Annotated in this window: 17 protein-coding genes; 13 read left to right on the forward strand and 4 right to left on the reverse strand. The window is 72.6% G+C overall.

Features of this window, described 5'->3' with window-relative positions:
* The coding region (locus HMPREF3159_RS09580) for a bifunctional copper resistance protein CopD/cytochrome c oxidase assembly protein (RefSeq protein ID WP_070500825.1) at positions 1–2,080 on the forward strand (2,080 nt) is incomplete at its 5' end.
* 32 nt (positions 2,081–2,112) lie between these two features.
* Here HMPREF3159_RS09580 and HMPREF3159_RS09585 read toward each other — a convergent pair.
* From HMPREF3159_RS09585 to HMPREF3159_RS09600, 4 genes are all read right to left on the reverse strand, one after another.
* Positions 2,113–3,708, reverse strand: coding sequence for an HNH endonuclease signature motif containing protein (locus tag HMPREF3159_RS09585; RefSeq protein ID WP_070500826.1), 1,596 nt, complete (start codon positions 3,706–3,708; stop codon positions 2,113–2,115).
* A 268-nt stretch (positions 3,709–3,976) separates the two neighbouring features.
* Positions 3,977–4,597, reverse strand: coding sequence for an MBL fold metallo-hydrolase (locus HMPREF3159_RS09590; protein WP_070500827.1), 621 nt, complete (start codon positions 4,595–4,597; stop codon positions 3,977–3,979).
* The gene (locus HMPREF3159_RS09595) at positions 4,594–5,694 is read right to left on the reverse strand and encodes an S-(hydroxymethyl)mycothiol dehydrogenase (RefSeq protein ID WP_070500828.1); all 1,101 of its coding nucleotides are present in this window, start codon (positions 5,692–5,694) and stop codon (positions 4,594–4,596) included. The genes HMPREF3159_RS09590 and HMPREF3159_RS09595 overlap by 4 nt, the downstream gene beginning before the upstream one ends.
* A 77-nt stretch (positions 5,695–5,771) precedes the next feature.
* A complete protein-coding gene (locus HMPREF3159_RS09600; protein WP_141748164.1) occupies positions 5,772–7,583 on the reverse strand; it encodes a hypothetical protein in 1,812 nt (603 codons plus the stop codon).
* Between the two features lie 329 nt (positions 7,584–7,912).
* Between HMPREF3159_RS09600 and pheS the strand changes: the two genes are divergently transcribed.
* The 12 genes from pheS to tyrS all read left to right on the forward strand — a co-directional run bounded on the left by pheS (position 7,913) and on the right by tyrS (position 23,095).
* Positions 7,913–9,019, forward strand: a complete 1,107-nt coding sequence (gene pheS, locus HMPREF3159_RS09605; protein WP_070500830.1) for a phenylalanine--tRNA ligase subunit alpha — start codon at positions 7,913–7,915, stop codon at positions 9,017–9,019.
* A 1-nt stretch (position 9,020) separates the two neighbouring features.
* Positions 9,021–11,621 carry a phenylalanine--tRNA ligase subunit beta gene (pheT, locus tag HMPREF3159_RS09610; protein WP_070500831.1) on the forward strand — a complete coding sequence of 867 codons (2,601 nt, stop codon included), beginning with the start codon at positions 9,021–9,023 and terminating at the stop codon, positions 11,619–11,621.
* A 158-nt stretch (positions 11,622–11,779) separates the two neighbouring features.
* The gene (locus HMPREF3159_RS09615) at positions 11,780–12,283 is read left to right on the forward strand and encodes a magnetosome magnetite crystal formation protein family (RefSeq protein WP_246821590.1); all 504 of its coding nucleotides are present in this window, start codon (positions 11,780–11,782) and stop codon (positions 12,281–12,283) included.
* Positions 12,284–12,431: 148 nt separating this feature from the next.
* Complete coding sequence (gene argC, locus HMPREF3159_RS09620; protein WP_141748165.1) at positions 12,432–13,541, forward strand: N-acetyl-gamma-glutamyl-phosphate reductase; 1,110 nt, start codon at positions 12,432–12,434, stop codon at positions 13,539–13,541.
* A gap of 116 nt (positions 13,542–13,657) precedes the next feature.
* Positions 13,658–14,827 carry a bifunctional glutamate N-acetyltransferase/amino-acid acetyltransferase ArgJ gene (gene argJ / locus HMPREF3159_RS09625; RefSeq protein ID WP_070500832.1) on the forward strand — a complete coding sequence of 390 codons (1,170 nt, stop codon included), beginning with the start codon at positions 13,658–13,660 and terminating at the stop codon, positions 14,825–14,827.
* Complete coding sequence (gene argB, locus HMPREF3159_RS09630; protein ID WP_070500833.1) at positions 14,824–15,783, forward strand: acetylglutamate kinase; 960 nt, start codon at positions 14,824–14,826, stop codon at positions 15,781–15,783. Before argJ ends, argB begins: the two co-directional genes overlap by 4 nt.
* Positions 15,776–17,053 carry an acetylornithine transaminase gene (locus tag HMPREF3159_RS09635; RefSeq protein ID WP_070500834.1) on the forward strand — a complete coding sequence of 426 codons (1,278 nt, stop codon included), beginning with the start codon at positions 15,776–15,778 and terminating at the stop codon, positions 17,051–17,053. Before argB ends, HMPREF3159_RS09635 begins: the two co-directional genes overlap by 8 nt.
* Position 17,054: 1 nt before the next feature.
* Entirely contained in the window at positions 17,055–18,056 is a 1,002-nt protein-coding gene (gene argF, locus HMPREF3159_RS09640) for an ornithine carbamoyltransferase (RefSeq protein ID WP_070500835.1), read from the forward strand.
* Complete coding sequence (locus tag HMPREF3159_RS09645; RefSeq protein WP_053916895.1) at positions 18,053–18,610, forward strand: arginine repressor; 558 nt, start codon at positions 18,053–18,055, stop codon at positions 18,608–18,610. The genes argF and HMPREF3159_RS09645 overlap by 4 nt, the downstream gene beginning before the upstream one ends.
* A 198-nt stretch (positions 18,611–18,808) precedes the next feature.
* Positions 18,809–20,044, forward strand: a complete 1,236-nt coding sequence (locus tag HMPREF3159_RS09650; protein WP_070500836.1) for an argininosuccinate synthase — start codon at positions 18,809–18,811, stop codon at positions 20,042–20,044.
* Positions 20,041–21,537, forward strand: coding sequence for an argininosuccinate lyase (argH, locus tag HMPREF3159_RS09655; protein WP_070500837.1), 1,497 nt, complete (start codon positions 20,041–20,043; stop codon positions 21,535–21,537). The genes HMPREF3159_RS09650 and argH overlap by 4 nt, the downstream gene beginning before the upstream one ends.
* A 289-nt stretch (positions 21,538–21,826) precedes the next feature.
* Positions 21,827–23,095 carry a tyrosine--tRNA ligase gene (gene tyrS, locus HMPREF3159_RS09660; protein ID WP_070500838.1) on the forward strand — a complete coding sequence of 423 codons (1,269 nt, stop codon included), beginning with the start codon at positions 21,827–21,829 and terminating at the stop codon, positions 23,093–23,095.
* The last annotated feature ends 717 nt before the right edge of the window (positions 23,096–23,812 follow it).

The following is a 23,812-nucleotide window of genomic DNA, read 5'->3' on the forward strand; positions in this document are numbered from 1 at the left end:
CCGCGGCCCCGGCCGCGCCCTCGGCACCGCCGCGGTCCCCCTCCTGCTCCTGCTGGCCCTGCTCGCCGCGGGGCTCGGCATGCTCGCCACCGGGGCGCTGTCCCCGGCGACCCTCGTGCCCGCCTCGCCGTTGGTGACCTTCGGGCTGCCCGTGGTGCGGGCGCTGCACCACCTGGGCCTGCTCCTCGCCGTCGGCGCGGGCGCGACCGCCGTGCTCCTGCTGCCCGGCCCCTCGCGCCGCGAGGCGACGGTGCTGGACCCGCTGCGCCGCCGCGCCGTGCGCCTCGCCGCCGCCGGGGCGCTGCTGTGGACCCTCGCCGCCCTCGCGCAGATCCCGCTCGGCGGGCTCGAGGCGACCGGTGCCGGCACCGCGCTGAACGTCTGGGACGTCGCGATGGGCGGAGCGCTGGGACGCCTGCAGATGCTCGTCGCCGTGCTCGCCGCGCTCGCGACCCTCGCCTACGCCCTGGCCCGCTCCACCGTGCTGGCCTGCTGGGGGCTCGCCTTCGCCGGCCTCGGCACGCTGTCGCTGGGGCTGGTGGGGCACGCCGGGGCGAGCCTGGACCACATCAACGCCGTCAACGCCATGGCGCTGCACCTCGTCGCCGTGAGCGTCTGGGCGGGCGGGCTGCTGGCCATCGCGCTGCTCGCCGGGCGGATGGACGACGAGGTGCTCGGCGTCGTGGTCCGCCGTTACTCGCCCTGGGCCCTGGCCGCGGTGCTCTCCCTGGCCCTCAGCGGCCTGATCAGCGCCGGGATCCGGCTGTCGGGCTGGGGAGACCTGCTCACGACCGGCTACGGCCGGGTCGTGCTCGCCAAGACGCTCGGCCTCGTCGTCCTCGCCGTGCTCGGCGCGCTCCAGCGCGCACGGCTCGGCGAGCGTCTCCGCTTCCGCCATCTCGCCCTCACCGAGGGCGTGCTGATGGCCGCCGTGATCGGGGCGTCGATCGCGCTGGGCCGCTCCGCCCCGCCCGTGCCGCAGTCGGTCCCCGCCAGCGGCGACCTGAAGGTGCTCTCGCTGGCGGGCTTCCTCCCGCCCGAGCAGGAGTTCTCGCCCACGACGATGTTCACTGTCGTCCAGCCGGACTGGATCGCGATCGCCCTCGCCGTGGTGATGGCGGGGCTGTATCTGACCGGGGCGGTGCGCCTGGCACGGCGCGGCGACGACTGGCCGTGGCATCGCACCCTCGCCTTCCTCGCCGGCTGCCTCGCCTTCGCCTGGGTGATCTCCGGCGGCGCGGCGGCCTGGGGGAAGTTCCGCTTCGACGCCCACATGGTCCAGCACATGGCGATGATGATGATCGTGCCGCCGCTGTGGGTGCTCGGCGCGCCGGTAACGATGCTGTCCCGCGCCACCTCGCCCCGCACCGACGGGTCCCGCGGGGTGCGCGAGTGGGTGCTGGCCGCCCTGCACTCGGGCTACTCGCGGCTGATCTCCTCCCCGCCGGTGGCCGGGCTGATCTTCGCCGGCTCGCTGGTGATCTTCTACTTCACCCCGCTGTTCGAACTGGCGATGTACAACCATCTCGGTCATGTGCTGATGACCGTGCACTTCCTCGCCTCGGGCTATCTCTTCGCCTGGGTGCTGATCGGCATCGACCCCTCCACCAAGCCGATCAATCCGGTGCTGAAGCTGATCACGCTGCTGGTGACCCTCGCGTTCCACGCCTTCTTCGGGATCGCGCTGTACTCGGCGACCTGGCTGGTCGCGGAGGGCTGGTACTCGGAGCTGGGGATGTACGGCCCTGACCGTCTGATGCTGATCCAGGAGCGGGGCGCCTCGATCATGTGGGCGATCTCCGAGGTGCCGACGGTCGGGTACGCGATCATCGTGGCGGTGCTGTGGATGAAGTCCGAGGACCGACGGGCCCGGCAGTACGACCGCAAGGCCGAGCGGGACGGCGGCGCCGAGCTCGCGGCGTACAACGCCTATCTGGCGGGCCTGCGGTCCGGGGGTGCGGCCAGCTCGTCCCCGGCCGGGAGTGGGGGTGCAGGACTTCGCGGAGCTGACGGCGCAGCGGAACGACAGGAAGCCGCCGCAGGTGCTGCGGACAGCGGCGACCAGTCTCCTGGTCAGTAGCGGCGGGTCTGTCCGGCACCAGCACGACGTGATCAGTACGGCGGCGGTTCGCACGGTGGATGCAGGTCCCCGTCGTGTCCGACCCACCAGCCGTCCTCGCCATCCGGTCCGGTGACCACGTCGCCGGGGGAGAGGCCCTGCTCCCGCACCCATCGTCGGCGCGAGGCCGCCTCGGCCCGCAGGTGTCGGAGGTGCTCGTGCTGCTCCCAGGCGGCGGTCATCTCATCGACGACCTGGGCGGTGGCGAGATCCCGGCCGTCCTCCTGCCGGGCCATCATCAGTCCGGAGCTCCCCCACCAGGTCGTGCCCTCGAGGTCGTCGCGCACCGGGTCCAGCAGGCCCAGCGTCTTCAGCCGGTGGTGCTCGCGGCAGAGCTCGTGCAGGTTCTCCGCGTCGGTCGTGCCGCCGGCGGACGGGTCGCCGTGGTCGTACTCCTCGAGGTGATCCGTCTCGGACAGCATCGAGGAGCTGCGGCCGCAGCCGGGCACCGCGCAGGTGGGATGGCGCAGCAGCAGGTGCGCGCGCATCTCGGCGGTGGGCCGGTAGCGCTGTGCCGGGGCGGGGAGGAAGCGGCCCGACGTCGGATCCGTGAGGACCCGATACCAGGTGCTCTCGTGCCCGGCGAGCTCGCGGGCCATCCGGGCGGGGAGCGGGATGGTGCCGTCGAGCATGCCGGGAGCGTCCGATTGGCCCAGGAGGGTCATGACCGGGACCGTCACGTTGACGCGGACCTGGGGTGGAGGAGGTGCGGCGTCCCCCGTGGCGAGGGCCGAGCTCATCAGCACGTTGTAGCGGGTGCGGGTGAGGGAGGGGATCAGGCAGCTCGCCTCGATCTCGCCGCCCGGATCGACCGGCAGAGGGGTGCCCTGCTCGAAGGCGCGTCGCTGACCGTCACGGACGGCATGAGCCGCGAGATCCAGCCGTCGCGACAGGTCGAGGATCTCCGGGATCGGACCGATGATGCGCAGGCAGCCGGTGCCGTCCGGTCGGGGCGGGTCCAGGACCACGCGGCGGCGGTTCTCGGGCCGGGCGTGCTCCGGCTCCTCGCTGCGCGCGACCGCGGCGGCGAGGAGATGGCCGAGGATCCGCGAGAAGACCTCGGGGGAGACGGAGAGGTCGGTGCGGGAGAGCTCGACGTCGAGCCGCCGGAGGGCATCGTCCTCGAGGGTCCCGGTGCGTTCCAGCAGCTTCTCGAACCACTGCGCGGGGAGCTCGCCGCGGGATAGCCGTGCGAAGCACAGGGGGAGCAGTGTGGCCACGCGATGCGCCTCGCGGATGGCCGACCGCGCCTGTGCGCGGGTGCACCGCAGGGCGAGGGAGAGGTGCAGCTCCTCCATCGCGCGCGCCTCGCGAGGGAGCGCCTCGGGGGAGAGCGGGTCGTGGGTCGCGCCGACGATCGCGCGGAAACGCCGGGCCAGTCGGCGGGAGTCCTCGGCACCGCCGTCCCACAGCTGCTCGAGCAGCTCGGCCGTCTCCGGCGCTCGATGCTCGCCGATGCGCGAGATGTGCTCGCGGGTCGCACGGCGGCGTCGGCGCCGACGGGCCCGGACACGGGACAGGGCGGAGGCTGCCTCGGGGCTCGGAGGTGCGAGCAGCAGCGGTTCGGCGTCGGCCTCGAACTCGCCCATCCTCACCGCCTCCTCGCGGTCACCTCGGGGGCGCTCCTCACCTCCGGGACATGTGGTCGATTCTACCGATTCGCCCCGACGGTCGAAAGGTGTGTGGATAACCCTTGAGGGACGCTGACCAGCGGAGACTGTGCTTCGCGGGCATCGCGTGCAGGGGCGTGACAGACGCCGGCGGCGGCCCTCCGTGGAGGACCGCCGCCGGTGTCAGCGAGAGATGTGACGCCTCAGGGCACGCGGCGCTCGGGCGTCGTCCGGATCGAGAGCTCGCTCAGAGCCAGTCGCCCTGCGCCGCCTTCTTCTCCGCACCGATCGTGGTGTCCGGGCCATGGCCGGTGTGCACCACGGTGTCGTCCGGGAGCTGGAACAGCCGCTCGCGGATCGACTCCTCGATCGTCTCCCGCGAGGAGAAGGAGCGGCCGGTCGCACCGGGGCCGCCCTGGAACAGGGTGTCCCCGGTGAACACGGCACCGAGCTCCTCCGAGTAGTAGCAGGTCGAGCCGGGGGAGTGGCCCGGGGTGTGCAGCGCCTCGAGGTTCACACCCGCGATCGTGAACATGTCGCCGTCGGCAACGTCGTCGTCCCAGGGCAGGTCGCCGTGGGTGAGCTGCCAGACCTCGCGGTCGGCGGGGTTCAGCAGGATCGGGGCCTCGAGCGCCTCGGAGAGCTCCGGGGCGAAGCGCACGTGGTCGTCGTGCGCGTGGGTGAGCAGGATACCCACGCACTCGCGGTTCCCGACGAGCTCCTCGACCTTCTCGACGTCGTGCGGGGCGTCGAGGACGACGCACTGCTCGTCGTCGCCGAGCACCCACACGTTGTTGTCGACCTCGTGGGTCTCGCCGTCCAGGGAGAACGTGCCCGAGGTGACGGCATGGTCCAGCCGCGCGGTCACTTGGCCACCTCCACCACGGTGCGCAGGTTCGCGCCGTCGTGCAGGCCGTCCAGCGCCGCGTCCGTGCCGGCGAGATCCGTTCGGCCGGTGACGAAGCGGTCCAGCGGCAGACGGCCCTGCAGGAACAGGTCGGTGAGATAGGGGAAGTCCCGCTCGGGCAGGCAGTCGCCGTACCAGGAGGACTTCAGCGCACCGCCGCGACCGAACACGTCGAGCATGGGGAGCGTGACCTCGACGCCCGGGCGGGGCACGCCGACGAGGACCACGCGGCCGGCGAGGTCGCGGGCGTAGAACGCGGTCTCGTAGGTCTGCGGGATGCCGACCGCGTCGACGACGACGTCCGCGCCGAAGCCGCCGGTGAGCTCCTGCACCTTCTCGGCGACCTGCTGCGGCGAGAGGTCCTTGGTGCACAGGGTGTGCGTGGCGCCGAGCTCCTCGGCGGCGGCGAGCTTCTTCTCGTCGACGTCGAGGCCGATGATCGTGGTGGCGCCGGCGAGCTTCGCGCCCGCGATCGCGGCGCAGCCCACGCCGCCCAGGCCGATCACGGCGAGCGACTCGCCGCGCTGGACCTGGCCGGTGTTGATCGCCGCGCCGATGCCGGCCATCACGCCGCAGCCCAGCAGACCGGCGACCTCGGCCGGGGCGTCCTCGGAGACCTTCGTGCACTGGCCCTCGTGGACCAGGGTCTTCTCCGAGAAGGAGCCGATGCCGAGGGCGGCGGTGAGCTCGGTGCCGTCGGTCAGCGTCATGGGCTTGGAGGCGTTGTGGGTGTCGAAGCAGTACTGCTGCACGCCCTTCTTGCAGGCGCGGCACTCGCCGCACACGGCGCGCCAGTTCAGCACGACGTAGTCGCCGATGTCGACGTGGGTGACGTCCTCGCCGATCGCGGAGACGCGGCCGGCGGACTCATGGCCCAGCAGGAACGGGAACTCGTCGTTGATGCCGCCGTCGCGATAGGCGAGGTCGGTGTGGCACACGCCGGTCGCCTCGATGTCGACGACGACGTCGTTGGGGCCGGGATCGGGGATCACGATGTCCACGAGCTCGGCGGGCTTCTTCTCTGCGAGGGCGACGACGCCCTTCACGGTCCAGGACATGCTGGCCTCCTTCGAGGGAACAGGGTCCTGGCCAGCCTATCCGTGTCGCGCCGGATGCGTCGGCCGGTTCGCGGGCGTCAGTTCGAGGACGGGGTCGCTCGGGTGCTTCCCGGACTGCCGGTCCCGCCGCCGCCACCTCCCTGAGCGGGGTCGACCCCTGCGCCGGGTGCGGTGACCTCACCCGGTGCCGCACCGCCCTGTCCCGGACCGGCCATGGAATAGTCCTCCGCCATTCGTCGCGCCCCCTCGGGGCCCTCCGTGGCGTAGGCGTTGAGCACTTCTTCCGGCGTCTCGCCCTTGCCGCGGTTCTCGATGAGCTGATCCATCTCGGCCTCGGTGAGCTGAACGTTGATCACCTGGTCCTCGCCGAAGGTGTAGGGCGCGTTCACGTACATCTCGTTGTACGAGGTGGGAGGTGCCGATCCATCCTGGGGGTAGCGCAGCTCGTAGACCGGCTCCCCGTCGGAGCTGGTGTGCGTGACGCCGTACGGCGAGTTGCCGTCGCCCATCCCCTCACCGTTCGGCGAGAAACGATGCTCACGCACCCACTCGCCGTTCGCATATTCACGGGTCACGTCATAGATCTGAGCGTTGGAATGCCCTGCACCGGCGTGGGCGGTGTTGCCGTCGGCCCCGGCGGTGGCGGTGATGGAGATGTCGTCGGACTTGCTGAGGATCTTGTCCTTGTAGACCTCGTTGACTCCCTCCCTCTCGGGCGGAGGGAGCTCTCCGCCCAGGAGCATCTCCTGGAACGCGGCGGTGCCCTGATCTGAGTTCTCGAACTCGGCATGCTGCACGTAGGACGTCTTGGTCGCCCCAGACCCCTCGACCTTCACATTGGCCTCGTCCGGACCGATCTGCAGCCCGAAATTTATGCCCGAGGAGTCGCCGGGGCCACGGTCGAGCGTGACCGTACCGTCCTCGCCCTTCGCGATCTCGGTGACGTACTCCTTGGAGCTGGTGAGCCCGAGCTCCGCAGAGACGACGTCCTTGTATCCCAGGCCCGCACCGGCGGCGGCCGAGAGCTCTCCGGACAGGACGATCTTCCCTCCCTCGGGCAGTGTCGAGGGGTCGAAGGGGTTGATCTGGTCGACAGCCTCCGGCGGGGTGCCCGGAGGCAGGTGGATCGTGAGCGTCCCGGTGGCTTCGGCCGAGCTCTTGACGGATCCCTCGACCCCGCGGACCTGCCCATGGGCCTCGGCCTCTCCGCCGACGCTCCCTTCGAACTCGAAGGTCATCGAGCCATCGGCATGGGTGGTGACCGATCCCCCCGCGCTGCGACTGAAGGTGACCGAGCCTCCGTTGTCGTCGTTCCCGACCTCGAACTCCACCTCGGTCTTGCTCGAGTAGCTTTGGGTGACCGAACCGTCATCGCTGAAGGTGGTCTCCTCCGACTCGGTGCGGTTCCCCGTCTTCGTGCTGGTCCCGCGGTTGACCGTCGTCTCTCCGTCCTGATCGAACGTCGCGGGGTCGATCGGCGTGCCCATCTCGTTGGCCAGCCCGGTCGTGTCGAAGCCGCCGCCGGAGAGGCCCGCGAGGACCCCTGCCGCGCTGCCGCTCATCCCGAGGAAGGGGCTGGTCGGGCCGGCCCCTCGCGAGAGTCCACCCAGCAGCCCGAGCAGACCGCCGGCCATCCCTCCGAACGTCACCCCGAGCAGCCCCCCGAGCCCGGTCCCGTCGCCGTCGGAGGCCGTGTCCTGCTCCTCGGCATGACGGCCGAGCTCGTCCTCGAGCACGGTCAGACGCTCGCCGAGCGCCTCCATCTTCCGCACGACCAGGGAACAGCTCTCACGGAAGCGCTCGGCGTCCTCTCCGTACCAGGTGACGGACTGCGCCGAGCGGCTGATGCCCAGCGCGCTCGTGCGCAGCTGCTCCGAGCCCTGTCGCATGAGACTCGCGTGAGCCCGCAGCTGCTGCGTGTCCGCCCCCTGGAAGGCCATCGCGTTCCCCGTCCCGTCCCCTGCGTCGTCCGTGCGCGGCCAGCGACTTCGCCTCACCGTGCGGCGGTTCCCGGGCACGGCGGGACGGTCCTCGTCCTCTGCTCGTGCCGGCCCGTCCTCCGGGCGTGCCACGAGGCTAGTGCGGCGCGGCGGAGCGGGACATGGGGAGCACTCCCCATGCCCGGCGCCCCGGCGGCGCGGCCTCTCCTAGAATGGTCCGCGGTGCCCGCGTCCCGGCGCGCGCATCCTCCGAGCACTCCAGGACGAAAGCGAACCCCGTGTCCGAGACATCTCCCGCGCCCGGCGGGCCCTCGATCGACGAGCAGTCGATCACCGCCGCCGTCGACGCCGCGCTCGCCGCGATCGCCGCGGCCCCCGACACCGCCGCCCTCAAGCAGGTGCGCATCGAGCACGTCGGCGACGCCAGCGTGCTGACCTCCGCGAACCGCGCCATCAAGGACCTGCCCAAGGACCAGAAGGCCGCCGCCGGCAAGCTCGTCGGCCAGGGCAAGGGCCGCGTGCAGAAGGAGCTCGCCGCCCGCCAGGCCGAGCTCGCCGCCGCCGAGGAGGAGGCCGCGCTCGCCGCGGAGACCGTCGACATGACGCTGCCGACGGACCGTCGGCCCCGCGGCGCCGCGCACCCGCTGTGGACCCTCACCGAGCGGATCGAGGACTTCTTCGTCGGGATCGGCTGGGAGATCGCCGAGGGCCCCGAGGCGGAGTCCTCCTGGCTGAACTTCGACGCGCTGAACGCCGATGCAGAGCACCCCTCGCGCTCGCTGCAGGACACGCTCTACCTCGCGCCCGAGAACTCCGGGATGCTGCTGCGCACCCAGACCTCCTCGGTGCAGATCCGCGCGATGCTCGAGCGCGGCGCCCCGCTGTACATCGCGTGTCCCGGCACCGTCTACCGGGCCGACGAGATCGACGCGACCCACTCGCCGATGTTCAACCAGGTCGAGGGCCTCGCGATCGACAAGGGCCTGACCATGGCGAACCTGGTCGGCACCCTCGACGCGCTCGCCGCGCACCTCTTCGGCGGCGAGCCGATCACGCGCCTGCGCCCCAACCACTTCCCCTTCACCGAGCCGAGCGCCGAGATGGACTTCCGCTGCTTCGCCTGTGAGGCACGGCTCGGCCTCGAGCACGACGCGGACCCGGACTGCCGCGTCTGCGGCGGCACGGGATGGATCGAGATGGGCGGCTGCGGCATGGTCCATCCGAACGTGCTGCGCGCCGCCGGGGTGGACCCCGAGGAGTACCAGGGCTTCGCCTTCGGCCTCGGGATCGAGCGCATCCTCATGCTGCGCAACGGCGTGGCGGACATGCGGGACATGGTGGAGGGCGACGTCCGCTTCTCCCAGCACTACGGGACGGAGATCTGAGATGCCGCGCATTCCCCTGACCTGGCTCGGCGAGCACGTCGAGCTCCCTGCGACCGCCCCCGCGCTCGAGGTCGCCACCGACCTCTCCCGCGTGGGCCTCGAGGAGGAGGCGATCTTCGGCGCGCAGGTGACCGGACCGCTCGTGGTCGGCCGCGTGCTGGAGCTCGTCAAGGAGCCGCAGAAGAACGGCAAGACCATCAACTGGGTGCGCGTGGACGTCGGCCCCGAGCACAACGAGGACGCCGACGATCCCAAGGACCCGCAGCCCGGCGAGGAGCGTCCGAGCCGCGGCATCATCTGCGGCGCGCACAACTTCGTCGAGGGCGATCTCGTCGTGGTCTCCCTCCCCGGCACCGTGCTGCCCGGCGACTTCGCGATCGCCGCGCGGAAGACCTACGGCCACACCTCCGACGGCATGATCTGCTCCGGCGAGGAACTGGGCCTCGGCCCGGACCCCGACGGCGAGGACGGCATCATCGTGCTCGGCCGCGGCCACGCACGCGGCCTCACCGCCGAGCCGGGAGACGATGCGATCGCGCTGCTGGGCCTCGCGGACGAGGTCGTCGAGATCAACGTGACCCCCGACCGCGGCTACTGCTTCTCGATGCGGGGCGTGGCGCGCGAGTACGGCCACGCCACCGGCGCCGCCTTCACCGACCCCGCGTCCGAGGTCGCGATCACTGCGACCGAGGCCGGGGGAGTGCCCGTCCAGATGCGGGACGAGGCGCCGCTGAACGGCGCCGAGGGCTGCACCCGATTCGTCGCGCTCGAGGTCGAGGGCGTGGACCCCGCCGCGCAGACCCCGCGCTGGATGGCCCGCCGCCTCACCCTCGCCGGCATGCGCCCGATCTCCCTGATCGTCGACGTCACCAACTACGTGATGCTCGACCTGGGCCAGCCGCTGCACGCCTACGACGCCGAGAAGCTCGTCGGCCCCATCACCGTGCGCCGCGCCCGCAAGGGCGAGGAGCTCACCACGCTCGACGACGTCGAGCGCACCCTCGATCCCGAGGACCTGCTGATCACCGACGCCGGCGGACCGGCGGGAGACCGCGTGCTCGGCCTCGCGGGCGTCATGGGCGGCGAGGACACCGAGGTGTCGGACGCGACCACGAGCATCGTGCTCGAGGCCGCGACCTTCGACCCCGTCACCGTGGCCCGCACCGCGCGCCGCCACCGCCTTCCCTCCGAGGCGTCCAAGCGCTTCGAGCGCGGCGTGGACCCGCAGCTCCCGCTGATCGCCGCGCACCGCGCCGCCCAGCTCATCGTCGAGCACGGCGGCGGCACCGTCTCCGCCCGCGTGACCGACGAGGGCTCGGTCGCCGCACCCGCCCCGATCAGCGCGGACCTGCACGACGCCGAGCGCGTCGTCGGCATCGCCTATACCGACGTGCAGGTGATCTCCTCCCTCGAGGCGATCGGCTGCACCGTCGCGCGCGAGGGCGAGGACGGCCTGCTGGTCACCCCGCCGTCGTGGCGCCCCGACCTCACGATCCGCGAGGACCTCGTCGAGGAGATCGCGCGTCTGGTCGGCTACGCCGAGATCCCCTCGGTGCTGCCGACGGCGCCGGGCGGGCGCGGCCTGACGGTCGCCCAGCGCGGCCGACGCGCCGCCCGCCGCGCGCTCGCCGAGGCGGGCCTGGTCGAGGTGAACTCCGCCCCGTTCGTCGCCGGCTCCGTGCACGACCGGCTCCGCTACGGGACGGACGACGCGCGCCGCGAGGCCGTGCGGATCCTCAACCCGCTCTCCGAGGACGAGCCTCTGCTGCGCACCGAGCTGCTGCAGAGCCTCCTGCCCACCGCGCGCCGCAACCTCGGCCGCGGTGAGGAGTCGGTCGCGATCTTCCAGCGCGGCTCCGTGTTCCTCGCCAGCGGGGGACAGGGCGCCGCCCCGGTGCCCGCCGCCGCGCAGCGTCCCAGCGAGCAGGAGCTCGAGGCGATCCTCGCCGCGCTGCCCGCGCAGACCGGGGCGCTCGCCGCGGTCGTCGGCGGCGCCTCCGGCCCCGACTCCTGGCAGGGCGAGCCCGCGCCATGGGGCTGGACCGATGCGCTCGACCTCGCCCGCCGCGCGGCCGCCGCCGTCGGCGCCGAGCTCGAGGTGCGCCAGACCGAGCATGCGCCCTTCCACCCGGGCCGCGCCGCCGAGCTGCGCGTCCACACGGCCGACGGGGACAGCCGGGTGGTCGGCGCCGCCGGCGAGCTGCACCCCGCCGTGCTGAAGGAGTTCGACCTGCCGGCCCGCTCGGCCGCCTTCGAGCTCGACCTCGAGGCCGTGATCGCCGCCGCCCCCTCCGTGGTGCGCGCCGTGCCGGTGCCCACCTACCCGCCGGCGAAGGAGGACTTCGCCTTCGTGGTGGAGGAGTCCGTGCCTGCGAGCGCCGTCGAGGCCGCGATCGTGGTGGGCGCCGGCGACCTCGCCGAGCGCGTCCACCTGTTCGACGTGTTCACCGGCGAGCAGATCGGGGAGGGGAAGAAGTCCCTCGCCTTCGCGATCCGGCTCCGCTCCGTCGAGGGCACGCTGACCGCCGAGCAGATCGGCGAGACCCGCCGGCGGATCATCGCCGCGGTCCAGTCCGCCGTCGGCGGCGTGCTGCGGGCCTGAGCGGCCGCGGCGCCGACGAGGCGCGCAGCAGCCACCACGCAGGGGAGGGGCCCCGCTCGACCGGGCGGGGTCCCTCCTGCGTCCGCGACGCGTCCTCAGACGCACGGCGCTCGCCGTCGGCCCGACGGGGGAGGTTCCGGTCTGGATAGGGTGTGGCCGTGACCACGCCTCACGGAGAGCCTGACCCCGCAGCCCCGCACCCCGAGTCCGCCGCCGGGCCCGTGCCGTCGTACGCGGCGGTGCGACCCGAGCCGCGCGGTACGATCGCCTGGGCGCTCGGCTTCCTCGCCTACGTCCCGATCCCGTTCGCGAACGTGCTCATCGCCGGGATCACGCAGCTCGTCGTCGGCCTCCGACAGCGCCGCCACGGCGGCCTCGCCGCCGAGAACGGCGTGCGCGCCGCGAACTGGGGCCTCACCCAGCTGTGCTGGCCGGTGCTGATGGCCCTCTCGCTCGCGCTCGGCGTGCTCACCGGGGAGTCCACGGGCGACGGCGTGCTGTTCCATCCGGCGATGGAGGCCGTCGTGGTCACCGTGGTGATCCTCTACTTCGTGCTCGGGCTGGTGCAGCTGATCTACGCGATCGTCGGGACCGTCCAGGCGAGCAGGGGCGCTCGCGTCGGCCTGCCCGTCATCCCCTTTCTCCGCCGCCCGCGGGGCTGACGCGCGGGGACCCTCGGTCGAGTCGGACCACCGGACGGGGCGCCGTCCTTCCGGCCCCGCGTGCCCGGCCGCCCGGTCCGTCCATCACGTGAACACTCCGCACCCCCGTTGGCTGATCATGCAGAGCGCTGTATATACTTCCGGCATGATGTCCGAGAGCAGCGCCACCGCCCCCGTCCCGGCGATCGAGGGGACCGCACGACGCCCGCGCGTCGCCGTCGTCGGCGCCTCCGGCTACGCCGGCGGGGAGACCCTGCGCCTGCTCGCCGGCCACCCCGGCGTCGACGTCGCGACCGTGACCGCGCACTCCAGCGCCGGCAAGAGGTTCTCCGAGGTGGCCCCGCACATCGACCTCGGCCACGACCCCGTGCTGCAGGAGACGGGCGTGGAGACCCTGCGCGGCCATGACGTCGTGGTCCTCGCCCTCCCGCACGGCCAGTCGGGGCAGATCGCCGCCGCCCTGCGCGCCGAGGACCCGGACGTGCTCGTGCTCGACCTCGGCGCCGACCACCGGCTCGAGAGCGCCGAGGAGTGGGAGGCCTACTACCGCAGCGAGCACTCCGGCACCTGGACCTACGGCATGCCCGAGCTGCCGCTGGCCGACGGCACCCGCCAGCGCGAGCAGCTGCGCACCGCCCGTGAGATCGCCGTGCCCGGCTGCAACGCGACCGCCGTGACCCTCGCCCTCGCCCCGCTGCTGCGCGCCGAGCTGCTGGACGCCGGCGCGCTCAGCGCGGTCCTGCCCGTCGGCTACTCCGGCGCCGGCCGCGCCGCCAAGCAGCACCTGCTGTTCTCCGAGGCCTCCGGCACCGCCGCGCCCTACGCCGTCGGCGGCACCCACCGCCACATCCCCGAGGTGCTGCAGAACCTCCGCCGCGCCACCGGCCGCGAGGACGCCCGCCTCGGCTTCACCCCGGTGCTCGTGCCGATGAGCCGCGGGATCCTCGCCGTGTGCACCGCCCCGGTCGCCGAGGGCACCACCACCGCCGACCTCCTCGCCGCCCTCGAACACGACTACGCCGGCGAGCACTTCGTGACCGTCCTGCCCGAGGGCAGCGCCCCCGCGACCGGGCAGGTCGCCGGCGCGAACACGATCCGCATCGGCGCCGCCGTCGACGCCCGCAGCGGCCAGGCCACCGTCATCTCCGCGATCGACAACCTCGTCAAGGGCACGGCCGGCGCCGCGCTCCAGTCGATGAACCTCGCCCTCGGCCTGCCCGAGGCGACCGGGCTCAGCCGCACCGCGCTCGCCCCCTGATCCTCGCCCGCCGGGCTCCGCCGGCCCGTCGGCTCCCGTCGGTCGGTCGGCCGGCCCGCCCGTCCGAGCCCCACCCACCGCGCCCCTCGCCTCGCCCCACGCTCCCAGGAGACCCCGTGTCGATCACCCGCCCCCGCGGCTTCCGCGCCGTCGGCCTCGCCGCCGGCATCAAGGCCGCCCCCGAGGAGGACCTCGCCCTCGTCCTCAACGACGGCCCGCGCGACGTCGCCGCCGCCGTGTTCACCGCCAACCGCGTCCAGGCCGCGCCCGTGATCTGGTCCCGCCGGGCCGTCGCCGACGGCCGTGCCCGCGCCGTGGTCCTGAACTCCGGCGGCGCCAACGCCTGCACCGGGCCCGAGGGGTTCCAGGACACCCACCGCACCGCCGAGCACCTCGCCGACCTCCTCGACATCGCGGCCCAGGACGTGCTCGTGTGCTCCACCGGCCTGATCGGGGAGCGGCTGCCGATGGAGCCGCTGCTGGCCGGCGTCACCTCGGCGGTCGACCGGCTCGACGCCGGGGAGGAGGCCGACGCCTCCGCCTCCCGCGCCATCATGACCACCGACTCCGTCCCGAAGACGGCCGAGGTCACGCTCCCCTCCGGCGTTGTCGTGGGCGGGATCGCGAAGGGCGCCGGCATGCTCGCCCCGCAGCTGGCGACCATGCTCGTCGTCCTCACCACCGACGCCGACGTCGACGCCGCCACCGCCGAGGAGGCGCTGCGCGGCGCGACCCGCACCACCTTCGACCGCGTCGACTCCGACGCCTGCATGTCCACCAACGACACCGTCATCCTGCTGGCCTCCGGGGCGAGCGGCGTGACCCTGGGCGTCCAGGAGCTCACCGAGGCGGTGCGCACGGTCAGCGCGGACCTCGCCCGCCAGCTCGTCGCCGACGCCGAGGGTGCCAGCCACGACGTGCACGTCGTGGTCCGCTCCGCCACCGCCGAGGACGCCGCCGAGGCCGTGGCCCGCGAGATCGCCCGCTCCAACCTGGTCAAGGCCGCGATCTTCGGCAACGACCCCAACTGGGGCCGGATCGTCGCGGCGGCCGGCTGTGTGCCCGAGGCCGTTGCCCCCTTCGCCGTCGAGGACCTCTCGGTCACCGTCAACGGCGTGGAGGTGTGCCGCGGCGGCGGCGCCCACCGCGACCGCTCCGAGGTCGACATGACCCCGCGCGAGACCCTCATCGAGGTGGACCTCGGCGCTGGCTCCGCGAGCGCGGACATCTGGACGAACGACCTCACCCACGACTACGTCGAAGAGAACAGCGCCTACTCCTCATGACCACATCGAAGCCGTCCGCCGCGCCGTCCAAGAACCCGCTGGCCGACCTCACCCCGGCCCAGGCCGCGGCGCATGCGAAGTCCGAGATCCTCATCGAGGCGCTGCCCTGGATGCAGCGCTTCCGCGGCAAGATCGTCGTGGTCAAGTACGGCGGCAACGCCATGATCGACGACGACCTGCGCCGCGCCTTCGCCGCCGACATGGTGTTCATGCGCCACGCGGGCATCCACGTCGTCGTCGTCCACGGCGGCGGCCCCCAGATCAACGCGATGCTGGGCCGCGTCGGCATCGAGTCCGAGTTCCGCGGCGGGCTGCGCGTGACCGACGAGGACACCATGGACGTGGTGCGGATGGTGCTGGTGGGCCAGGTGGGCCGCGAGCTCGTCGGCCTGATCAACAGCCACGGCCCCTACGCGATCGGCATGTCCGGCGAGGACGCGCGGCTGTTCGCCGCCCGCCGCCGCGGCACCGTCGTCGACGGCCAGGAGGTCGACCTCGGCAACGTCGGCGAGGTCACCGAGGTGCGGCCCGAGTCGATCCAGGACCTCCTGGACGCCGGCCGGATCCCGGTGGTCTCCTCGATCGCGCCCGAGACCGACGAGGACGGCCGCCCCACCGGCGCGGTCCTGAACATCAACGCCGACCTCGCCGCCGCCGCGCTCGCCGCCGGCCTGGACGCCGAGAAGCTCGTGGTGCTCACCGACGTCGAGGGCCTCTACCGCGACTGGCCGGACCGCGACTCGCTGATCCCCGAGATCTCCGCGAGCGAGCTGCGGGAGATGCTGCCCGGCCTCACCGCCGGGATGATCCCCAAGGCCGAGTCGCTGCTGGACGCGGTGGACTCCGGGGTGCGCACCGCGGCCATGACCGACGGCAGGATCGAGCACGCCGTGCTGCTGGAGGTCTTCACCGACAAGGGCGTGGGCACGATGGTCAGGAGGGACGACTATGTCTGAGACGCAGACGCAGGACACGACGCCGCAAGGCACGACGCCGCAGGGCGCCCAGGAGCTCGCCGGCCGCTACTCCCGCTCCATGATCGGCGTGTTCGGCACACCGCAGCGCGTGCTCGTGCGCGGCGAGGGCACGCACGTATGGGACGCAGACGGCAAGGAGTACCTCGACCTCCTCGGCGGGATCGCCGTCAACGCCCTCGGCCACGCCCACCCCGACGTGGTCGCCGCGCTGACGAAGCAGGCCGGCACCCTCGTGCACGTCTCGAACTTCTTCGCCACCCCCACCCAGATCGAGCTCGCCGAGCGCCTGCTGCAGCTGGCGAAGGCCCCCGAGGGCTCGGGCGTGTTCTTCACGAACTCCGGCACCGAATCCAACGAGGCGGCCTTCAAGATCGCCCGCCGCACCGGGCGGCCCCGGATCCTCGCGCTCGAGAAGAGCTTCCACGGCCGCACCATGGGCGCGCTCGCCCTCACCCACAAGGAGGCCTACCGCGCCCCCTTCGAGCCGCTGCCCGGCGGGGTCGAGTTCCTGCCCGCCGGCGACGTGGCCGCACTCGAGGCGGCCCTCGCCCCGGGGGACGTCGCCGCGCTCGTGCTCGAGCCGATCCAGGGCGAGGCCGGAGTGCTGCCGCTGACGGAGGAGTACCTCCGCGCGGCCCGCGAGCTCACCGCCCGCCACGGCGCCCTGCTGATCCTCGACGAGGTCCAGACCGGCGTCGGGCGGACGGGGGAGTGGTTCGCCCACCAGGCGATCGAGGGGCTGCAACCCGACGTGATGACGCTGGCCAAGGGCCTCGGCGGCGGCTTCCCGATCGGTGCCGTGCTCACCTTCGGCGAGCACGCCACCGGCCTGCTGAGCCCCGGCCAGCACGGCACCACCTTCGGCGGCAACCCGCTGGGCGCGGCCGTGTCCCTCGCCGTGCTCGGCACCCTTGCCGAGGACGGCCTGCTCGGGAAGGCCCGCACCCTCGGCACGCAGCTGCAGGCCCGGATCCTCGAGCTCGCCGGGCGCGATCCGCGGATCACCGGCGTGCGCGGCGCAGGACTGCTGCAGGGGATCACCCTCGCCGCCCCGATCGCGCCGCAGGTCGTCGTCGCCGCCCTCGAGCACGGCTTCATCCTCAACGCCGCGAACCCGAGCACCCTGCGGCTCGCCCCGCCGCTGATCATCACCGACGAGGAGCTCGGCTCCTTCGTCGAGGCGCTGCCCGCCCTGCTCGACGCCGCCGAGCAGGCCGCCGCCTCCACCACCGACGAGAAGAGGTCCTGACATGCCCCGCCACTTCCTGCGCGACGACGATCTGAGCCCCGCGGAGCAGAAGGAGGTCCTGGCCCTCGCGCTCGAGCTCGCCGGCGACCGCTTCGCCAAGCGCCCCCTGGAGGGCCCGCGCACCGTCGCGGTCATGTTCGACAAGGCCTCCACCCGCACCCGCGTCTCCTTCGCCACCGGCATCGCCGAGCTCGGCGGCAGCCCGCTGGTGATCGACGCGGGCTCCAGCCAGCTGGGACGCGGCGAGTCCGTCGCCGACACCACCGAGGTGCTCACGCGCATGGTCTCCGCGATCGTGTGGCGAACCTTCGGACAGGAGCGGATCGAGGAGATGGCGGCCCACGCGACCGTGCCCGTGGTCAACGCGCTGACCGACGAGTTCCACCCCTGCCAGATCCTCGCCGATCTCCAGACCATCGCCCAGCACACCGGGGGACTGGCCGAGGGGGACGCCGCGCTCGCCGGGCGCTCCCTCGCCTATCTCGGCGACGGCGCGAACAACATGGCCCACTCCTATCTGCTCGGCGGCGTCACCGCCGGGATGGACGTGCGGATCGCCTCGCCCGCCTCCCACCGCCCCGACCCCGGGATCGTCGCCCGCGCCGAGGACATCGCCGCGTCGACCGGCGGCGCGGTGCTCGTCACCGACGATCCGCGCGAGGCGGTCGACGGCGCCACTGCCGTGATCACCGACACCTGGGTCTCCATGGGCCAGGAGGGCGAGGACGGCCGCGGCGAGGAGACCTTCGCCCCCTTCCAGGTCACCTCCGAGCTGATGGCGCTCTCCGGCGGGATCTTCCTGCACTGCCTGCCCGCCTATCGCGGCAAGGAGGTCACCGCCGAGGTCATCGACGGTCCCGTCTCCGTGGTGTGGGACGAGGCGGAGAACCGCCTCCACGCCCAGAAGGCCCTGCTGACCTGGCTGCTCGAGCACCCCGACGAGAGCACCGCCGCCCACGCCGTCGCGCACGTCCGCACCCGCGGCGCCCGGGAGCGCGCATGAGCGACTCCCGGCGCGCCCTCGCGCAGACCAAGACCTCGCGCCAGCAGCGCATCGTGCAGCTGCTGACCCACGAGGAGGTCTCCTCCCAGTCGCAGCTCGCGCAGCTGCTGACCGCGGAGGGGATCGAGGTCACCCAGGCGACCCTCTCGAGGGATCTCGTCGAGCTGCAGGCCGAGAAGGTCCGCGGCTCCGCCGGGAGCCTCGTCTACCGCCTCCCGCCCGAGGGCGGCACCGCCCGTCCCGTCGGCGCCGAGGGCGAGCTGCTCGAGGCGCGCCTGCCGCGGCTGGCCGAGGGGCTGCTCGTCTCCGCCGAGGCGAGCGGGAACCTCGTCGTCGTGCGCACCCCGCCCGGCGGCGCCCAGTACCTCGCCTCCGCGATGGACCGCTCCGTCATGCCCGACGTGCTCGGTACCATCGCCGGGGACGACACCGTCCTGCTGGTCTCCCGGGACCCCGCCGGCGGTGACCGCCTCGCCGAGCGGCTCCTCGACCTGGCCGAGGGCCGGCGCGAGCTCGGCGCCCTCGACGAGGACGAGGGCGGCGAGGCGCCGTGACGGCGCGCACCGGGCAGGTCCGCCCTTCGGCCCCCGCCGGGACGACCCCGGCACCCTGACCTCGCAGACCCTGACCTCGCCCACCTCCGGACCCAGGGACCGGGCCCCCGCGCCCGTCCCGCCGCCGCACGGCCCGCCCCGGCCATCGCAGCACCACCCCGACCACCACTGAACCCCCACGACCTAGGAGCACCCCTCATGACCGAGAAGATCGTCCTCGCCTACTCCGGCGGACTCGACACCTCCGTCGCCATCGGCTGGATCCACGACGCCACCGGCGCCGACGTCATCGCCTGCGCGGTCGACGTGGGCCAGGGCGGCGAGGACCTCGAGGTCATCCGCCAGCGCGCCCTGGACTGCGGCGCCGTCGAGGCCTACGTCGCCGACGCCCGCGACGAGTTCGCGAACGAGTACTGCATGCCCGCCCTCAAGGCGAACTCGCTGTACATGGACGCCTACCCGAACGTCTCCGCGATCTCCCGCCCCGTGATCACCAAGCACCTGGTCAAGGCCGCGAAGAAGTACGGCGCCACCACCGTCGCCCACGGCTGCACCGGCAAGGGCAACGACCAGGTGCGCTTCGAGGTCTCGATCACCTCGCTCGCCCCCGAGCTCAAGTGCATCGCCCCCGTGCGCGACCTCGCGCTGACCCGCGACAAGGCCATCGAGTACGCCGAGCGCAAGGGCCTGCCGATCGCGACCACCAAGCACAACCCCTTCTCCATCGACCAGAACGTCTGGGGCCGCGCGATCGAGACCGGCTTCCTCGAGGACATCTGGAACGAGCCCACCAAGGACGTCTTCTCCTACACCGACGACCCGGCCTTCCCGCCGGTCGCCGACGAGGTCGTCATCTCCTTCGCGCAGGGCGTCCCCGTCGCGATCGACGGCCGCGCCGTCACCCCGCTCGAGGCGATCCAGGAGCTCAACCGCCGCGCCGGCGCCCAGGGCATCGGACGCATCGACATCGTCGAGGACCGCCTGGTGGGCATCAAGTCCCGCGAGGTCTACGAGGCGCCGGGCGCGATGACGCTGATCACCGCCCACCAGGAGCTCGAGCGCGTGACCCTCGAGCGCGAGCAGGCCCGCTTCAAGCGCCAGGTCGGCGACCGCTGGACCGAGATGGTCTACGACGGCCAGTGGTTCTCCCCGCTGAAGAAGTCGCTGGACGCCTTCATCGAGGACACCCAGCGCTACGTCAACGGCGACATCCGCCTGACCCTGCACGGCGGCCGCGCCACCGTCACCGGACGCCGCTCGGAGACCGGCCTGTACGACTTCAACCTCGCCACCTACGACGAGGGCGACACCTTCGACCAGGCCAGCGCCCGCGGCTTCATCGACATCTACGGCCTCGCCGCCAAGCAGGCCGCGGCCCGCGACGTGGCGCTCGGCAACGGCGAGGACCTCGACGCCGCCGAGGAGCAGGCATGAGCGACGCCCCCTCCGCGAACTCGCACGGTGAGCCGACGGGCGCCCTCGGTCCCGGGGCCGACGCGTCGGCCGCGCAGGAGAGCGCCGCGCTGTGGGGCGGACGCTTCGGCTCCGGTCCGGCGGCCGCGCTGGCGGCGCTGTCCGTGTCCACGCACTTCGACTGGCGGCTCGCCCAGTACGACCTGCGCGGCTCGAAGGCGCACGCGAACGTGCTCCACGCCGCCGGGCTGCTGACCGACGAGGAGCTCGCCGGGATGCAGGACGCGCTGGACCGCCTCGCGGCCGACGTCGCCTCCGGCGCTTTCGCCGCAGCCCCCGAGGACGAGGACGTGCACACCGCCCTCGAGCGCGGCCTGATCGAGCGGGCGGGGAAGGACCTCGGCGGCAAGCTGCGGGCCGGGCGCTCCCGCAACGATCAGATCGCGACCCTGATCCGCCTGTTCATCCGCGACCAGGCCCGTGCGGTCGGCGAGCAGGTCCTGGACCTCGTCGACGTGCTCGTGGCCCGCGCCCGCGAGGTGCACGGCGCGCCCATGCCGGGCCGCACCCACCTCCAGCACGCCCAGCCGTTGCTGCTCAGCCACCACCTGCTGGCCCATGCCTGGCCACTGCTGCGGGACGTGGAGCGGCTGCGGGACCTGGACGCCCGCGCGGACTCCTCCCCGTACGGCTCGGGCGCCCTGGCGGGCTCGAGCCTGGGCCTGGACCCGCAGGCCGTCGCCCGCGAGCTCGGGTTCGGCGACTCGGTGTGGAACTCGATCGACGGGACCGCCTCGCGGGACCTGACGGCGGAGTTCTCCTTCGTGCTGGCGATGATCGGCATCGACCTCTCGCGTCTCGCGGAGGAGGTCATCCTGTGGAACACGAAGGAGTTCTCGTTCATCACGCTGGACGACTCCTACTCCACCGGCTCCTCGATCATGCCGCAGAAGAAGAATCCCGACATCGCCGAGCTCGCCCGCGGCAAGGCCGGGCGCGTGGTGGGCGACCTGGTGGGGCTGCTGACCACGCTCAAGGCGCTGCCGCTGGCGTACAACCGCGACCTGCAGGAGGACAAGGAGCCGGTCTTCGACCAGGTCGACTCGCTCGACCTCGTGCTCCCGGCCTTCACCGGGATGATGGCGACACTGACCTTCCACACGGAGCGGATGGCGGAGCTGGCCCCGCAGGGCTTCTCCCTCGCCACCGACATCGCCGACCACCTCGTGCGCCGCGGCGTCCCGTTCCGGGTCGCGCACGAGATCTCCGGCTCCTGCGTGAAGGTCGCCGAGGAGCAGGACAAGGAGCTGTGGGACCTCACCGACGATGAGCTCGCCGGGATCTCCGAGCACTTCGACCCCTCGGTCCGGGAGGTGCTCTCCGTCGAGGGCTCCATCGCCTCCCGCGATGCGAAGGGCGGCACCGCCCCGGTGCGGGTGGCCGAGCAGACCGACGCCGCGGCCGCCCAGGTCGCCGGTCTGCGCTCCTTCACCCGGGACCGCGCCGAGGGCTGACACCCGCGCGACGAGGCGGCGCTCCGGGCCCTGCCTGCCGGGCGAGCTCCGCCCCTGGGTGGCCGGGCGCCGCGCCGCGACACCCGCCTCCCGGCGCGGTGTCCACCGGAGGGATGGGAGAGGCCCGGGACCTGCACATGACAGGTCCCGGGCCTCTCGCATGCCGTCCACGACCGCCGACGCCGTCGGGCCCGCGCGCGATATCGCGTGGCACCCCGCCCTGTGAGTGGGGGACAATGACCGTGGCCCCGACCGGGCGCCGCACCGCACCACCGAGAGGAAACGATCGATGCATTCCGTCCTGGACGAGCTCGCCTGGCGAGGACTCGTCGTGCAGACCACCGGGCGCGAGGCGCTCGGAAGCGCTCTGGCGGACGGACCGATCAGCCTCTATTGCGGCTTCGACCCGACCGCCGCCTCCCTTCACGTCGGCCACCTGACCCAGGTGCTCACGATGCGTCGCCTGCAGCTGGCCGGCCACCGCCCCTTCGCCCTCGTGGGCGGGGCGACCGGTCTGATCGGCGACCCCCGCATGTCCGGCGAACGCGTGCTCAACGACGCCGAGATCGTCGCGACCTGGGTCGAGAGCCTGCGCGGCCAGATCTCCCGCTTCCTCGACCTCGAGGGGGAGTTCGGCGTGACCATGGTGAACAACCTCGACTGGATCGGGCAGATGAGCGCGCTCGACTTCCTGCGGGACATGGGCAAGCACTACCGCATGGGCACGATGCTCGCGAAGGACACCGTCGCCCGCCGCCTCCAGAGCGATGAGGGCATCAGCTACACGGAGTTCAGCTACCAGGTCCTGCAGGGCATCGACTACCTCGAGCTGCATCGCCGGCACGGGGTGTCCCTGCAGTACGGGGGCAACGACCAGTGGGGCAACCTCCTCTCCGGGGTCGATCTCATCCACAAGGTGGAGGGGCACGAGGTCCATGCGCTGACCACTCCGCTGGTCACCAAGGCCGACGGCACCAAGTTCGGCAAGAGCGAGGGCGGTGCGGTGTGGCTGGACGCGGAGCTCACCAGCCCCTACGCCTTCCACCAGTTCTGGCTCAACGCGGCCGATGCGGACGTCGTGAACTACCTGCGCTTCTTCACCTTCCGCAGCCAGGAGGAGATCGCCGAGCTGGAGCACGCCACCGAGACGGCCTCGCACGAGCGTGCAGCGCAGAGGGCCCTGGCCGACGAGCTGACCACGATGGTCCACGGGGCCCGGGCCACCGAGCAGGCGAAGGCCGCCGCGGCCGTGCTGTTCGGACGCGGCGACGTGCACGCGCTGGACGAGCAGACCGTCCTCGCCATCGCTCGCGAGCTGCCCGGGGCGGAGGTCTCCGCGACCACGCCGCTGGTCGACGCGTTCGTCAGCGCTGGCATCGCTCAGTCCAAGGGCGCGGCCCGACGGGACGCCGACGGGGGAGGACTCTCCGTGAACGGGGAGAAGATCTCCGCCGACGAGCTCGCACGGGAGGTCGGAGAGCTCGACGCGCTGCCGGGGGCGAGGCTCCTGCTGCGTCGCGGTCGCAAGAACGCCGCGATGGTGCACCGCCTCGACTGACCGGTCCGTCGCGTCGACTCCCCATGTCGACACGACGGCGCGGATCCCGCCACTGCCCCACCGAGCCCCGCCACTCGACGCACAGTCGAGGGACGGGGCTCGGTGCGTATCCGGGGGCGTACCGGAATGGTGGACCGCCGGGCTCTCCGGAGCGGCCGTCCGCGGCAAGCGTTTAGCCGCCGACGAGCTTGCTTGTCAACCTGACGATAAGGGCCGGTGACCCCTCTCTCAAGCGTGGGTCACATTGGGATGAACGAGCGCTTTCCCGTCCCGCCTAAACGGAGGCTGACCTGGTAAAACGTCTGCCCAGCAGGGTGAACGGAGGTTGAACGGAGCGGCTTGACGGCCCCTCTCGGGACCCGTAATGTTCCTTCTTGTCAGCAGCGAGGACGCAGACGCGAAGGGCCGAGAGCCTCCCCCGGGAGGAGCGAGGACCTGAGCGACTGGGAATCACTGCAGATCCGCCGGGACGAGCGATCGGACCAGCGGCCGTGACTCGGACACGGAAGGATCGCATCGCGATCCGGAGGTGACCGGGACCACACGGAGCGGAGTTGGACCTGGCCGCGAAGAACTGCTAGAGTAGTGACTCGCGCCGGGACGACGAAGCAAGTAGAAGTCGTCGGACGGGATCCCCCGCCGGCAACGAGCCTCAGAGATGAACCGCCGCAGCGGGTACTCGACGATGTGCGCGTGTTGCTTGATATCTCAATAGCG

Source organism: Brachybacterium sp. HMSC06H03, from assembly GCF_001807385.1.
Taxonomy (GTDB): domain Bacteria; phylum Actinomycetota; class Actinomycetes; order Actinomycetales; family Dermabacteraceae; genus Brachybacterium; species Brachybacterium conglomeratum.

What these genes read in the sequence shown, in the direction of transcription:
- HMPREF3159_RS09585 (WP_070500826.1), bottom strand. Translation starts at nt 3,708, where the DNA reads ATGGGCGAGTTCGAGGCCGACGCCGAACCGCTGCTGCTCGCACCTCCG.
- HMPREF3159_RS09595 (WP_070500828.1), bottom strand. Translation starts at nt 5,694, where the DNA reads ATGTCCTGGACCGTGAAGGGCGTCGTCGCCCTCGCAGAGAAGAAGCCC.
- HMPREF3159_RS09600 (WP_141748164.1), bottom strand. Translation starts at nt 7,583, where the DNA reads ATGCGACAGGGCTCGGAGCAGCTGCGCACGAGCGCGCTGGGCATCAGC.
- pheT (WP_070500831.1), top strand. Translation starts at nt 9,021, where the DNA reads ATGCCGCGCATTCCCCTGACCTGGCTCGGCGAGCACGTCGAGCTCCCT.
- argC (WP_141748165.1), top strand. Translation starts at nt 12,432, where the DNA reads ATGTCCGAGAGCAGCGCCACCGCCCCCGTCCCGGCGATCGAGGGGACC.
- argB (WP_070500833.1), top strand. Translation starts at nt 14,824, where the DNA reads ATGACCACATCGAAGCCGTCCGCCGCGCCGTCCAAGAACCCGCTGGCC.
- HMPREF3159_RS09635 (WP_070500834.1), top strand. Translation starts at nt 15,776, where the DNA reads ATGTCTGAGACGCAGACGCAGGACACGACGCCGCAAGGCACGACGCCG.
- argF (WP_070500835.1), top strand. Translation starts at nt 17,055, where the DNA reads ATGCCCCGCCACTTCCTGCGCGACGACGATCTGAGCCCCGCGGAGCAG.
- HMPREF3159_RS09645 (WP_053916895.1), top strand. Translation starts at nt 18,053, where the DNA reads ATGAGCGACTCCCGGCGCGCCCTCGCGCAGACCAAGACCTCGCGCCAG.
- HMPREF3159_RS09650 (WP_070500836.1), top strand. Translation starts at nt 18,809, where the DNA reads ATGACCGAGAAGATCGTCCTCGCCTACTCCGGCGGACTCGACACCTCC.
- argH (WP_070500837.1), top strand. Translation starts at nt 20,041, where the DNA reads ATGAGCGACGCCCCCTCCGCGAACTCGCACGGTGAGCCGACGGGCGCC.
- tyrS (WP_070500838.1), top strand. Translation starts at nt 21,827, where the DNA reads ATGCATTCCGTCCTGGACGAGCTCGCCTGGCGAGGACTCGTCGTGCAG.